Consider the following 12,990-nt stretch of genomic DNA (forward strand, 5'->3'; position numbering starts at 1 on the left):
GGGATGCCGCTCAGCCGATCCCGGCAATGGGCGCGGATAGGGGAGTGCCGGAGGCGTCCCGACGCTCGTCGGGGTCCGGCAGGTCGACCGGCTGGCCGCCACTGCCCACGGCCCGGGCCGGACCGACCCCCACCCAGGCGAGCACCAGCTGATCCTCGCCGCGCAGGAAGCGCTGCGCGCGCACGCCCCCGGTCGCCCGGCCCTTGGCCGGGTAACGGTCCAGCGGGGTCACCTTGACACTACCGGAACCGGTCCCAGGCAGCGCCCCCGCGCCGTCCGCGACTGTGACCACCACGGCCTCGGCCAGCAGGTCGACGGGCACGGATGCTCCGGCGACGACGCGGGCGCCCTCATGCAGGGCCACCCCCGCCATGCCGCCGGCACCGCGCCCCTGCGGACGCACCTTGGCGGCCTCGAAGCGCAACAGGCGGGCATCGGAAGTCACCAGCGCCAGCATGTCGGAGTCCGCGGCCACCCCGGCGAAGACCACGCGGTCGCCGTCGGCCAGGGAGATGACCTCCCAGGCATCGCCGTGCTTGGGCTCGCTCCCCGGCTTCACCCGCTTAACCACGCCGCCGGCGGTGGCCAGCACAATCGGGGTGCCAGACGTATCTCCGGGGGAGCCGATGGGCACCAGGCCCACGATCCGCTCGTCCGGCTCGACATCCGCCAGCAGCCGCGCGGGCTGCCCGCCGGCCAGAGACGGCGCCCCCTCCAGGCGCGGCACCTCCGGGGTGGACAACACCTCCATGCGCACCAGCCGACCCGTATCGGTGATCGCACCGACGTGCCCGCGCGCCGTCGTCGCCACCTGGGAGACGAGGGCGTCATGGCGCTGCCGCCCGCCCGAGCGCGGCACCGGCTCCGCCCCACCCACACGGGCCACCAGCCCGGTGGCAGACAGCAGCACCCGACACGGGTCATCCGGCACCGTCAACGGCACCTCCCCGGCCCCTGCCATCAGGCTGACCGCGGCGGCCTGTCGCATCGCCTGCGAGGCGCCGCCACCGGCACCACCGGGCGCGCCCACGCCGCCGTTCAGCGCCCCCGCGCCCGTGCCCGCAGCCTCCAGCAGCACGGTGCGCCGCGGCGTGCCGAACTCCTCCGCCACCGCCGCCAGCTCGCGGGACACGGTGTCACGCAGCAGCGACTCGTCGTTCAAAATCGCCTCCAGCTCGGCGATCTCGGCCGCCAGCTCGTCGCGCTCCTTCTCCAGCTCGATCACGGAGAACTTGGTCAGGCGCCGCAGCTGCAGCTCCAGGATGTAGTTGGCCTGCGGCTCGGACAGGTCGAACACCTGCATCAGTCGCCGGCGGGCCGTGGCCGCGTCCTCGCTGGAGCGGATCACCTGAATGACCTCGTCGATGTCGACGATCGCGATCAGCAGGCCCTCCACCAGGTGCTGGCGCTCGCGTCGCTTGCCCAGGCGGAACCGGGTGCGCCGCTCCACCACCGTCAAACGGTGGCGGACGAATACGTCCAGCAGCTCCCGCAGGCCGAGCGTGCGCGGCTGGCCGTCCACCAGGCACACGTTGTTGATGCCGAAGGAGTCCTCCAGCGGCGTGTGCCGGTACAGCTGCGCCAGCACCGCCTCGGGGTTGTAGCCGTTCTTGACCCCGATCACCAGCCGGGTGCCGTGCTTGCGGTCGGTCAGGTCCGCGACATCGGTGATGCCCTGCAGCTTCTTGGAGGACACCGTCTCCTTGATGCGGGCGATCACCTTCTCCGGCCCCACCAGGTAGGGCAGCTCGGTGATCACAATGCCCTTCTTGCGGGCGGTGATGTTCTCAATGCGGGCCGTGGCGCGGGTGGAGAACTTGCCGCGGCCGGTGCGGTAGGCCTCCCGGATCCCGTCCAGGCCCACGATCATGCCGCCGGCCGGAAGATCCGGCCCCGGCACGAAGGCCATCAGCTCCTCCAGGGTGGCGTCCGGATGCGCCAGCAGGTGCCTGGCCGCCGCCACCACCTCGGTGAGGTTGTGCGGCGGCATATTGGTGGCCATGCCCACCGCGATGCCGGAGGCGCCGTTGACCAGCAGGTTCGGGAAGGCCGCCGGCAGCACCTCCGGCTCGGTGAGGGTGTAGTCGTAGTTGGGGGCGAAATCGACCGTGTCCTCGTCGATGTCCGCCGTGAGCGACAGGGCGGGTGCGGCCAGCCGCGCCTCCGTATAGCGGGGCGCGGCGGGGCCGTCGTCCAGGGAGCCGAAGTTGCCGTGCCCGTCCACCAGCGGCAGTCGCATGGTGAAGGGCTGCGCCAGCCGCACCAGCGCCTCATAAATGGCCACGTCCCCGTGCGGGTGCAGCCGCCCCATGACGTCGCCGACCACGCGGGAGGACTTCACGTGCGGCCGGTCCGGGCGCAGTCCCATCCGGTCCATCTGGAACAGGATGCGCCGCTGTACCGGCTTGAGCCCGTCCCGGGCATCCGGCAGGGCGCGCGCGTAGATGACGGAGTAGGCGTACTCCAGGAAGGAGGTGCGCATCTCCGTGGGCAGGTCCTGCTCGACGATGAGATGGTCGGTGGGCGGGGGCGTCGGCGGGGCGGACTTCGGCATAGTCGCATTGTGGCCCGCCGCGGCTTCGCCAAGGGGGCAACGACACCCGGGTGCGGCGGCAACAATGGCATGATCTGCCCCATGACGTGGACTGCACAGGCTCGCCCCGGGGATGAGGCCCCCACCCCGATGTCGTTGGTCGACGAAGTCACCCGCGCCGGCTACTACCCAGAACTCGTGCTCGGCACCCTGAACACGGCCGTCGCGGGAGAGGAGATCCTCGCGGACCTGGTGCAGGCCGAGACCGTGTTCGACGACGCCGTCCACCGGCACCTGACCGTTCTGGCCCTGACCTCCACCCGCCTGGTTATCGTCCATGTGGACGACGCCCCCCGCGAGGACGGCCTGCCCGGGGCCCTGGCCACCAGCGAGGCCGTGCCCGTTTCCCGCATCAACTCCGTGGGCCTGACTCGCGGCGTGTCCGAGCCGGCCAACGGCGGGGGCCGGCTCACGGAAATGACCCTCGCCCTGGCCTGGGGCTCGGTGCGCCGCATCGACCTGGAGCCCGCCGCCTGCGGTGACCCCGAATGCCAGGCCGACCACGGCCTGACCGGCGTGTCCGTCCCCGACGACATCGTGGTGCGTGTGGCCGCCGGCGTCGAGGGCGACGAGGCCCTGGCCCGCGCCGAACACTTCGCCCGGGTCCTGTCCGCCGCCACCGCCCGGGCGGCGGCACACGCATGAGCACTCCACAGCTGCGCCAGGTACTGGCCGCTGCCGCCGTCGGCGCCGGGCTGACGCTGCAGGCGGGACCACCGGGGGCGATCACCGCCGCCGAGGCCCTGTCCGCCGCCACCGATTGGGGATTGGCCAATCCAGACGCCGACACCCGCGCAGGGGTCGTCGTCGTCCTCGTCGACGGACTCGGGTGGCGGCAGCTCCAGGAGCGTCGCGGACACGCCCCCACCCTGCGTGCCTGGCTGGGCGACGCCGAATCCACCCCCGGTGGGGGCGTCGCCCGCACCTGTGCCCCCTCGACCACGGCCGCCGCACTGACCACTTTGGGCACCGGCGCGCTGCCCGGGGTCACCGGCATGGTCGGCTACAGCGTGCTCAACCCGCGCGTGGGCCGCGACCTGCCCGGTGACACCACCCCGGACGCCGCCCAGAACCTGTGCCTGATCACCTGGGAGGGCACCGCCCCCGACCCGCGCCGCTGGCAGGACGTGCCCACCGTGTTCGAGCGCCTCGCCGCCGGCCCGCGCGCCGCCGGGCCCACCTCGCTCGCCGTCACCATCGGCCCGGCTCGTTTCGCCGGGTCGGGGCTGACCGAGGCGGCCCTGCGCGGCCCGGCGCACCTGGGCGCCGACCGCATGGAGGACCGGCCCGCGCTCGCCGCCGGCGCCCTGGAGCGCGGCGTGCCCCTGGTGTACCTGTACGTGGGCGAACTCGATCATGCCGGCCACCGCCACGGCTGGCGCTCACAACAGTGGCTGCGTCAGCTCGAACGACTGGACGTCACCATGGCGGAGTTGCTGCGACGCGTGCCCACGGGCACCCGCGTGCTGCTGACCGCGGATCACGGCATGGTGGACACCGACGCCGCGCACCGCCTCGACCTGACCGCGCACCCCGCCCTGGCTCGTGACGTGGTCGCGGTCGCCGGGGAGCCGCGCTTCACTCAGCTGTACGTGCCGCACTCCGACCCGGAGGCGGCCGCGGCGGTCGCCGACCGCTGGCGCAGCGTGCTGGGGGAGCGGGCCGCGTGGGTGGGTACTCGCCGGGAGGCCGCCGGCCTGCTGGGCCCGGTGGGGGAGCGCGCCGAAAGCGTCCTGGGGGACGTGCTGGTGGCCATGGCCGACAACTGGGTGGTGGTCGACCCGCGCGTCCACTCCGAGAGCGCAATCGCCATGCCGGGCGTGCACGGCTCCCTTACGGACACCGAAATGACGGTGCCGCTCCTGCTGGCTCGGGCCTGAAGTCTGGAGGCCCGGGGCGGGCACGCGCCCCTGTTGGGGGAGTGCGGACGGTTACTCCGGTTTGGCGCCGAAGACGATCTCATCCCAGGAGGGCACCGACCGGCGGGAACGCCGCTTGGGCTTGGGCGCGGGCGCCGCCGGCATCTCCGGGAGGGCGTCCTGAGTGGCGGCAGCGTCACCGGAGGCGTCACTGGACTCCGCCTGCTTCGGAGTGGGGGCCGTGGGGGCGGCGTGCAGTCGGCTGCCCGCCGGATGGTTGCCGGTGTGGGCGCGGCGCCGCTCCGACATGGAGACCACCTGCGCCTGCCCCTGGGCGGGAGTGTCCGGTGCCGGGCTCTCTGATTGCGCCGCGGTGGTGTCATCCTCCTCGGGGGCCTGCGTCTCGATTCGGCGGCCACGGTTGGAGGCCAGGTCCGCCAGCAGCGCCTCGGTGGAGTCTGCCGGCGGCTCCGGGGCCGCGGCCGGGGTACGCGCCGACGCCGGGGAGGCCGCGCCCGGTGCGGCGGAGTCCTGGTCGAAGACGGCCGGTCGGCGTCCGGTTCCGGCCTCCGTCAGCCAACGGGCCTCGTCGTCCAGGGCCGACACGGAGCGGGCCGTCAGGTCCAGCTCCCAGCGCGCCCGCTTCGCCTGCGCGCCCTGCACGAAGGTAAGGATGATCTGCCATGGCTCGCGTCCCTCGCGCAGCGCATCCCACTCCAGGCTGTCCGGTTCGACGCCGCGCGTGGCCAGCCGGTCCACGGCCAGCTCGCCCAGCACGGGGGAGTCCTTCTCCCAGCCGATGCGGCAGGCCTGCGCCTGCTGCACCGCCCACAGGCGTTCGGCGATGACCGGCCCCTCGAAGCGGCGCACGTGCTCGACGTCCAGTCCGGTGGCGGAGGCGACCTCCTCCGCACTCGCGCCGGCGCGCATGAGTGCCTGCAGCTCCCGGGGGCGGACGGTCTGGCCGGGGGAGGGCGGAGGCGGAGTGGGGGCCGTGGCCGCGGGGCGCGCGCGTCTGACCGCGGCCCGCAGTGCGTCGTCGACGACGATGCTGTAGCGCTCACCGCGTGCGTCGGTCATGACGATGGTGTCGCCGTTGGCGCCCAGCAGCTCGAGTTCGATCATTTACGTGGGCCTCCTTACAGTCCCCCGCGGCCCGAGGCGGGCGGGCCGCACAGGGCTCAGCGTGCCATCTAAGCCGCCCCGTGTCCGGGAGGCGGGGCCGCGTGGCATCCACCAGCCGCCGCCTGTTCGCCCACAGCCGCTGCTGCTGGCCCGATCAGCCGGTTCCCGCCGCCGCCGCCTGGTGCTATGGTGCGCGTGCCCTGGCTCCCTGGGGCGGCGCACGTTCATTGAGCGGGAGCCGTTCCCGGCAGCCCGACGCTGCCCGGGAGCCCTAGGCAGAGCCGTCCACAACAGAAAGTGACGAGGCTATGGCAACCGACTACGACGCCCCGCGCAAGAACGACGACGAGCCCGAAGCGGACTCCATCGAGGAGCTCACGGCTCGTCAGAAGGACCAGTCCTCGGAGGCGATTGAGGAGGACGAGAACGAAGTCGCCGAGGGCTTTGAACTTCCCGGAGCCGACCTGTCCCGGGAGGAATTGAGCGTGCATGTCGTCCCCCAGCTGGAGGACGAGTTCACCTGCTCGGAGTGCTTCCTGGTGCACCACCGCAGTTCGCTCGCCTACGTCGATGACAAGACCGGCCTGCCCGTGTGCACGGACTGCGCCGGCTGATAGGAGGTACTGATGGGCCTGTTCTCCCGCCGTCACCACGACGCCGGAGGCGAGGCAGCCGCCCAGGAGGAGTCCGTTCCGGAGGAGCCGGTGGAGGCCGGCACCGGACCTTGGGATGTCGACGCCGTTCCCGCCGACTCCGCCCCCGCCGGCCGCATCGACCTGGGCGCCCTGCGCGTGCCCGCCGTCGACGGCATGCAGATCCGGATGGAGCGCGCCGGTCGGGATGCGGACGCATCCGCCGCGGTCCTCATCCTGGGCGGCTCGACCCTGGAGCTGCGCGCCTTCGCCGCCCCCCGCACCGCCGGCATCTGGGAGGAGCTGCGCGCCGACATCACCGCCGAACTGTCCCGCGCGAAGGCCACCTATGAGGTGGTCGACGGCGAGTGGGGCACCGAGATCCTCGCCCAGGTGCCCGTGCGCACCCCCGAGGGGCGGGCCGCCACCGTCGCCGCCCGCTTCATTGGCGTGGACGGGCCGCGCTGGTTCCTGCGCGGCGTCCTCCAGGGGCCCGCAGCCACCGACGCCGACGCCGCCCGCCCCCTGCGCGAGGTATTCGCCAACACCGTCGTGGTGCGGGACGGCGCCGCCCGGCCTCCACGCGAGATCCTGCCCCTGCACGCCCCCGGCGTCACGAAGGCGCCGGAAGCCGAGGATCTACCGGGCCTGGATCCGCTGCAGCCCGGCCCGACCATTGCGGAGGTCCGGTGAGTCGACCCGCCCGCTCGCTCAGAAGCCGTCTGACCGACCGGGTGCGCTCCCTACGCGCCAGCCGCGAGGACTTGGCCGCCGCCGACGAGCAGGACTCCGCCTCCCGGCGCGGCACGACTCTCATCAGGGACCTGACGCCCCGTCGGCGTGCCTGCGTGTCCGGCGTGCTGCGCGCCGTCACCTACCGGCCCGCCTCCGCCAAGCCCGTGCTGGTGGGCCGGCTGTTCGACGGCACCGGTTCGGTGGATCTGATCTGGATCGGTCGACGCGCCATCGCCGGTATCGCTCCGGGCACCCACCTGCGCGCCGAGGGCATGGTGGTGGCCGGCCACAGCCGCCCCAGCATCTACAACCCCGTGTACGAGCTCCTCGGGCAGGACGCATGAGCGAGCGGCCCGACACCGACCCGGCCACCCGCAGCGGGCTCGGCGCCCTGGACACCGACCGCTTCGACGCCGCCGCCGCGGTCGGCGGCTGGCGCGGCATCCTGGAATCCGCCGCCCCCACCCTGGTGTTCGTCTGCGTACTCGCCGCGCGCCCCCACGCCCTCGCGCCGGCCCTGCTAGCCTCCCTGGCGGTCAGCGCCGTCGCCCTGGTGGCCCGGTTGTGCGCCCGCCAGAGGCTCACCCAGGTGCTCGGCGGTGCCGCCCTGGCCGTCGTCAGCGCCCTGTGGGCGTGGCGCTCGGGCAGCGCCACGAACTTCTACGCCACCGGACTGGTCATCAACGCCTGCTGGCTGGCGGTCACCGGCGGCTCGCTGCTGGTGCGCCGCCCCCTGGTCGGGCTGCTGCTGGACGCCTGGCACGCCGCCGCCGGCGAGTCCCGGCCCGCCGCCGCCGCCGACGCGCACCGCCGCTACGCGGTCGGCACCGGCATCCTGGCGGCCATGTTCGCCCTGCGCCTGGCGGTGGAACTGCCCCTATACCTGGCCGGTGAGGCGGCCGTGGGCGCCCTCGGCGTGGCCCGGCTCCTGCTCGGCCTGCCCCTGTTCGCCCTGACCCTGTGGTTCGTCTGGCTGATCGTCAACCCGACGCTCAGGCCAGTTCCGCAGCCCCACCCTCAGCGTTGACGTCGGGCTCGGCCACCGGCTCGTCGATGGTGGTGAAGATGGCCGGCACCTCGCTCAGCGCCGCCTCACCCGCCCGGGCGGTGAGGAACAGCAGCTCGTCGCCCCGCTCGAAGCGGTCGTCGCGTCCCGGCCGGATCGGCCGGTAATCGCGCAGGATCGCCGCCAGCACCGTGTGCGGCGGCAGCTCAACGTCGCTGACCAGCTCGCCGATGACGGGGGAGTCGTCCGGCAGCGTCAACTCGTGCATGATGGCGCCGGACTGGTGGAAGGTGAACACCGGCACCAACGAGCCGACGCTGACCGCCTCCTCCACCAGGGCCGTCATAATGCGCGGGGTGGAGACCGCCACGTCCACACCCCAGGTGTCATCGAACAGCCACTCGTTCTTCGGGTTGTTCACCCTTGCGACCGTGCGCGGCACCCCGTACTCGGTCTTGGCCAGCAGGGAGACCACCAGGTTGACCTTGTCATCCCCGGTGGCGGAGACGACGACGTCGCAATCGCCGGCGCCCGCGTCGGCCAGAGAACCCGGGTCACAGGCGTCCGCCAGCTGCCAGTCCGCCTCCGGCACGGAGGCGATGCGCATGGCGTCGGGGGCACGGTCCATCAAGGTGACGTGGTGGCCGTGGCTGATCAGTTCGCGGGCGATCGAGCGGCCCACCGAGCCGGCTCCGGCAATTAGAATCTTCACGCTCAAACCTCCTGGGCGGGCGGACGGGACAGGGCGCGCTGCATGGCCGGCAGCTGCTGGGTGGTGGCCGCCAGGTGCAGGCGATCGTGCTCCTGGATGATGGTTCCCGCCTGTGGGATGACGACCCCGGAGCCGCGGGAGATCCAGGCCACCCGCACCTCGAGCCGCTCCTCCAGGGAGCCGACCGTGGTGCCCACCCAGGCGGGGGAGATGTCGGGCTGGACCAGCCCGGCGGCGCCGGACGGGTCCATGAACTCCCGCGCCGTCCCGCCGGGAAGCACGTGTCGCATCATGTGCTCGGCCGTCTGCCGCACCGTCGCCACGGTGGGAATGCCTAGCCGCTCGTACACGTCGGCGCGAGTGGGGTCATAGATGCGGGCGACCACATGCTCGACGCCGAACAGCTCGCGGGCCACGCGGGCGGCGATGATATTGGAGTTGTCCCCATTGGATACGGCGGCGAAGGCGTAGGCCTCGTCGATGCCCGCCTGCTCCAACGCGTCCCGGTCGAAGCCGATGCCCTTGACCTTACGACCATTGAAGTCGGCCGGCAGCCGCCTGAAGGCGTCGGAGTTCCGGTCGATGATGGCCACCGAATGTCCCATGCGGTCCAGTTGCGAGGCCATGGAGGCCCCCACCCGGCCGCAGCCCATGATGACGAAGTGCACGAGGGGAACGGTACTCCGTCGACGTGGGCCCCGGTGGGCGGGAGGCTTGGCCCGGGCGGGAGGCGGACGTAGCATCGTCGTCCGTGCGTGACTTCGCCGACCGCGTCAAGCGGCTTCTCGTCGGTCGTCCGGTGCCCAGCCGGGCCCTGGGGGAGACCCTCCTCCCCAAACGGATCGCCCTACCGGTGTTCGCCTCCGACGCCCTCTCGAGCGTCGGCTACGCCCCCGACGAGATCCTCGTCACCCTGGCGGCGGCGGGCCTGGCCGCTACCGCCCTGTCGCCCTGGATCGCCCTGGCCGTGGTGGGTGTGCTCGTGGTGGTGGTCGCCTCCTACCGGCAGACCGTCCACGCCTACCCCTCCGGCGGTGGTGACTACGAGGTGGTCTCCACCAACCTCGGCCACCGGGCCGGCCTGCTGGTCGCCTCCGCCCTGCTGAGTGACTACGTGCTCACCGTCGCCGTGTCCATCTCCTCCGGCACCGGCTACCTGGTCGCCGCCGTCCCCGCGCTGGCCGCCTACAAGGTGGAGATCGCGGTGGGCATCGTCACCCTGCTGGCTCTGATCAACCTGCGCGGCAGCCGCGAGTCCGGCGGCGCCTTCGCCCTGCCCACCTACCTGTACATGGGGGCGGTCGGGGTCATGGCCGTGGTCGGCTTCATCCAGGAGCTCACCGGCACCCTCGGGCAGGCGCCGTCGGCCGGCTATGAGGTGGTTGCCCAGTCCGGCTGGGACCAGGGCCTGACGGGCCTGGCCGGCGCCTTCCTGATCCTGCGGGCCTTCTCCTCCGGCTGCGCCGCCCTGACCGGTGTTGAGGCCATCTCCAACGGCGTGCCCAGCTTCCGCCGGCCCAAGTCCAAGAACGCCGCCACCACTCTGCTGCTGCTGGGCATCATCGCCGCCGCCATGCTCATGAGCGTGGTGCATCTGGCCGGTGCCGTCGGCGTGCACATGGTGGAGAACCCCGCCACCGAGCTGCTCGACGACGGCGTGCCACTGGGCACGGGCTACCACCAGGATCCGGTGATCGGGCAGATCGCCGCGACCGTGTTCGCCCGCTTCCTGCCCATGTTCTACCTGGTCACCGTGGTCACCGGTCTGATCCTGGTGCTGGCAGCCAACACGGCCTTCAACGGCTTCCCGGTGCTGGCCAGCGTGCTCGGCCGCGACGAGTTCCTGCCCCGCCAACTGTCCCAGCGCGGCGACCGGCTGGCCTACTCCAACGGGATCATCGTCCTGTGGGCCGGCGCCATCGCCTTCATCGTCGGCTTCCAGGCCAACACCAACCGGCTGATCCAGCTGTACATCGTGGGCGTGTTCATCTCCTTCACGCTCTCCCAGATCGGCATGGTGCGCCACTGGAACCGGGAACTGGCCACCGCCACCGACCCCGGCGCCCGCCGGCGCATGCGCCGCTCCCGCATCGTCAACAGCATCGGCGTGGTCGGTACCGGCACCGTGCTGGTGATCGTCCTGCTGACCAAATTCACCCGCGGTGCCTGGATCACGCTGAGCGTCATGGCGGTCCTCTACCTGGTCATGAACGCCATCCGTCGGCACTACCGCCGCGTGGCCGAGGAGATCGCCATCTCCGACCTGCACGACGCGCGCCTGCTGCCGGCACACGTGCACGCCATCGTCCTCGCCTCCCGCCTGCACCGGCCCACCCTGCGCGCCCTGACCTACGCCCTGTCCACCCAACCGACCTCCATCGAGGCCGTCACCGTCGACACCGGTGACGGCGCCGCCGAACGGCTCCTGGGCGACTGGGAGGACGCCGAGCTGCCGGTGCCGCTGACGGTGCTCGACTCCCCGTTCCGGGACATCACCCGCCCCATCATCTCCTACGTGCGCAGCGTGCGGCGTGAATCCCCCCGCGACCTGGTGGTGGTCTTCCTGCCCGAGTATCTGGTACGGCACTGGTGGGAACAGGCCCTGCACAATCAGACGGCGCTGCGCCTGAAGACCGCCCTGCTGTTCACCCCGGGCGTCGTGGTCGCCTCAGTGCCGTGGCAGCTGGGCCTTCCCGGTGAAACTCACATCCGCCACGGCATGCGGTTCGCGACCCCGCGCGGCATCGCGGACGCCGACGAGGCCACCCGCCATGCGCACGCCAACCGGCTGACCACCCTGGAGTCCCCCACCTCGCCCGAACACTCGAAGACGCAGGAGAACGCATGAGCCCCCACCGCCGCAGTGCCCCGCCCCGGCGACCCGCCCCCGCACCCGCCACACCCGAGTACGTCACGCTCGCCGTCGGCGCCCCCGCCCACGGCGGCCACTGCGTCGCCCGTCCCGTGGACGACCCCTCCGGCCGGGTCATCTTCGTCCGCCACGCCCTGCCTGGGGAAACCGTGCGGGCGGTGATAACGGAGAAGAACTCCAAGATTTGGCGGGCCGACGCCGTGGAGGTACTGACCGCCTCCCCCGACCGGGTGCGTCCCCTGTGGCAGGACGCCGGCCCCGGGGGCGTGGGCGGCGGCGAACTGTCCCACGTGGCCCTGCCCGCTCAGCGCACCTGGAAGCGCTGGGTGCTGGCCGACTGCCTGCGCCGCATCGGCGGAGCAGAAGTCGTGGACGCCGTGACCGCCCTGCCCGGCGCCGCGGGGGGAGCCGTATCGGTTGAGCCAATGCCCGGCGACGCGGCGGCCGAAGCGGACCCGAACCCGCGGGTGCGCGAGCGCGCCGGCGCCGGCACCCGCACGCGCGTGTCGCTCGCCGTCACCGACGCCGGCGCGGCCGGCATGCACGCCTTCCGCAGCGGCACCGTCCTGCCCGTGCATTCCCTGCCGTTGGCGGTGCAGGCCATCCAGGACCTCGGACTGACCGAGCGGGCCCTGTGGCGCAAGCACTTCCGCCCCGGCATGCGCATTACCGCCGTCGCCCCCTCGGACGGCGATCCGCTGGTGCTGCTGGAGGACCCGGACGCCCCCGGGCAGGCCCCCACCGTGCTCACCGCCGCCGGCCACTCCACCGGCCGCCGCCGCGTCGGCGAGGCGGTGGACGCCACCGGCCTGGGCCTGGGACGGCTGCACTACTCGGTGCACGCCGACGGCTTCTGGCAGGCACACCGCGAGGCGCCGACCGTACTCGTCGACCGGGTGGTGCGCGCCGCCCTCGCCGAGACCCCGACGGCCGCCGGCACCCGGCCCGGCGACGAACCGCTGGACGCCGCGCGCACGGCCGGCACCCGCGTGCTCGAGCTGTACTCCGGGGCCGGCCTGTTCACCCTGCCGCTGGTAGCCCTGACCGGACAGGTCCACTCCCTGGAGGGCGATGCGCGCGCCGTCGGCGACGCCCGCCGTACCCTGCACGACTACGACGGCGCCCAGCTGTCGGTGGGGCGCGTCACCCCCGCGGCGGTGGCCCAACTGGGCCGCTTCGAGAACGCCGGCGGCGCCGACGTCGTCGTACTCGACCCGCCCCGCCGCGGCGCCGGTCGCGAGGTGATCCAGGCCGTCGCCGCCCTGAACCCGAGCCGGGTGGTGCTGGTCGCCTGCGACCCGGCCGCACTGGCCCGCGACCTGGGGACCTTCCTGCGCGCCGGCTACCGGCCGGCCGCGATAAGCGCCCTGGACATGTTCCCCCACACCCACCACTTCGAGACCATCGCGGTGCTGGAACGCGGCTGACCGGTGCGGGCCCCCGCCGCGTGCGGGCG

General features: G+C 72.9%; 13 protein-coding genes. 9 read left to right on the top strand and 4 right to left on the bottom strand.

Annotated features, from left to right (window positions below):
- Nucleotides 1–10: 10 nt before the first annotated feature.
- Nucleotides 11–2,554, bottom strand: coding sequence for a DNA gyrase/topoisomerase IV subunit A (locus C3B71_RS06610; protein WP_108966909.1), 2,544 nt, complete (start codon nt 2,552–2,554; stop codon nt 11–13).
- 81 nt (nt 2,555–2,635) lie between these two features.
- Here C3B71_RS06610 and C3B71_RS06615 point away from each other — a divergent pair, with 81 nt between their 5' ends.
- Together C3B71_RS06615 and C3B71_RS06620 are read left to right on the top strand one after the other, a co-directional pair.
- On the top strand, nt 2,636–3,238 hold the full coding sequence (locus C3B71_RS06615; protein WP_073332615.1) for a DUF5998 family protein: 603 nt from the start codon (nt 2,636–2,638) through the stop codon (nt 3,236–3,238).
- Complete coding sequence (locus C3B71_RS06620; RefSeq protein ID WP_108966911.1) at nt 3,235–4,473, top strand: alkaline phosphatase family protein; 1,239 nt, start codon at nt 3,235–3,237, stop codon at nt 4,471–4,473. Before C3B71_RS06615 ends, C3B71_RS06620 begins: the two co-directional genes overlap by 4 nt.
- A 51-nt stretch (nt 4,474–4,524) precedes the next feature.
- Here C3B71_RS06620 and sepH read toward each other — a convergent pair whose 3' ends face one another.
- A complete protein-coding gene (sepH, locus tag C3B71_RS06625) occupies nt 4,525–5,577 on the bottom strand; it encodes a septation protein SepH (RefSeq protein WP_073332610.1) in 1,053 nt (350 codons plus the stop codon).
- A 101-nt stretch (nt 5,578–5,678) separates the two neighbouring features.
- Here sepH and C3B71_RS15880 point away from each other — a divergent pair, with 101 nt between their 5' ends.
- The 5 genes from C3B71_RS15880 to C3B71_RS06645 are packed head-to-tail and all read left to right on the top strand — an operon-like array spanning nt 5,679 to nt 7,971.
- Nucleotides 5,679–5,852, top strand: a complete 174-nt coding sequence (locus tag C3B71_RS15880; RefSeq protein WP_159097656.1) for a hypothetical protein — start codon at nt 5,679–5,681, stop codon at nt 5,850–5,852.
- 33 nt (nt 5,853–5,885) lie between these two features.
- Nucleotides 5,886–6,191 (top strand): DUF4193 domain-containing protein, encoded by a 306-nt coding sequence (locus tag C3B71_RS06630; RefSeq protein WP_073332607.1) that lies wholly within the window; start codon nt 5,886–5,888, stop codon nt 6,189–6,191.
- A gap of 12 nt (nt 6,192–6,203) precedes the next feature.
- Entirely contained in the window at nt 6,204–6,902 is a 699-nt protein-coding gene (locus tag C3B71_RS06635; protein ID WP_073332604.1) for a DUF3710 domain-containing protein, read from the top strand.
- A complete protein-coding gene (locus tag C3B71_RS06640) occupies nt 6,899–7,288 on the top strand; it encodes an OB-fold nucleic acid binding domain-containing protein (RefSeq protein WP_210580714.1) in 390 nt (129 codons plus the stop codon). Before C3B71_RS06635 ends, C3B71_RS06640 begins: the two co-directional genes overlap by 4 nt.
- Nucleotides 7,285–7,971 carry a DUF3159 domain-containing protein gene (locus C3B71_RS06645; RefSeq protein WP_108966913.1) on the top strand — a complete coding sequence of 229 codons (687 nt, stop codon included), beginning with the start codon at nt 7,285–7,287 and terminating at the stop codon, nt 7,969–7,971. Before C3B71_RS06640 ends, C3B71_RS06645 begins: the two co-directional genes overlap by 4 nt.
- Here the strand turns inward: C3B71_RS06645 and C3B71_RS06650 are convergent.
- Nucleotides 7,937–8,662 (bottom strand): potassium channel family protein, encoded by a 726-nt coding sequence (locus C3B71_RS06650; protein WP_083565900.1) that lies wholly within the window; start codon nt 8,660–8,662, stop codon nt 7,937–7,939. The two genes, C3B71_RS06645 and C3B71_RS06650, sit on opposite strands and share 35 nt — an antisense overlap.
- Before the next feature lie 2 nt (nt 8,663–8,664).
- Nucleotides 8,665–9,330, bottom strand: a complete 666-nt coding sequence (locus C3B71_RS06655; protein WP_073332599.1) for a potassium channel family protein — start codon at nt 9,328–9,330, stop codon at nt 8,665–8,667.
- Between the two features lie 83 nt (nt 9,331–9,413).
- On the opposite strand from C3B71_RS06655, the gene C3B71_RS06660 reads away from it, so the two are divergent.
- Entirely contained in the window at nt 9,414–11,510 is a 2,097-nt protein-coding gene (locus C3B71_RS06660; RefSeq protein WP_108966915.1) for an APC family permease, read from the top strand.
- Nucleotides 11,507–12,961, top strand: a complete 1,455-nt coding sequence (locus C3B71_RS06665; RefSeq protein WP_108966917.1) for a class I SAM-dependent RNA methyltransferase — start codon at nt 11,507–11,509, stop codon at nt 12,959–12,961. The genes C3B71_RS06660 and C3B71_RS06665 overlap by 4 nt, the downstream gene beginning before the upstream one ends.
- Nucleotides 12,962–12,990: the final 29 nt, after the last annotated feature.

Source organism: Actinomyces sp. Z16, assembly GCF_003111765.1.
GTDB lineage: Bacteria > Actinomycetota > Actinomycetes > Actinomycetales > Actinomycetaceae > Actinomyces > Actinomyces glycerinitolerans.

Coding starts and splice junctions, on each gene's coding strand:
- sepH (WP_073332610.1), bottom strand. CDS start 5,577: ATGATCGAACTCGAGCTGCTGGGCGCCAACGGCGACACCATCGTCATG.
- C3B71_RS06620 (WP_108966911.1), top strand. CDS start 3,235: ATGAGCACTCCACAGCTGCGCCAGGTACTGGCCGCTGCCGCCGTCGGC.
- C3B71_RS06610 (WP_108966909.1), bottom strand. CDS start 2,554: ATGCCGAAGTCCGCCCCGCCGACGCCCCCGCCCACCGACCATCTCATC.
- C3B71_RS06635 (WP_073332604.1), top strand. CDS start 6,204: ATGGGCCTGTTCTCCCGCCGTCACCACGACGCCGGAGGCGAGGCAGCC.
- C3B71_RS06615 (WP_073332615.1), top strand. CDS start 2,636: ATGACGTGGACTGCACAGGCTCGCCCCGGGGATGAGGCCCCCACCCCG.
- C3B71_RS06645 (WP_108966913.1), top strand. CDS start 7,285: ATGAGCGAGCGGCCCGACACCGACCCGGCCACCCGCAGCGGGCTCGGC.
- C3B71_RS06665 (WP_108966917.1), top strand. CDS start 11,507: ATGAGCCCCCACCGCCGCAGTGCCCCGCCCCGGCGACCCGCCCCCGCA.
- C3B71_RS06630 (WP_073332607.1), top strand. CDS start 5,886: ATGGCAACCGACTACGACGCCCCGCGCAAGAACGACGACGAGCCCGAA.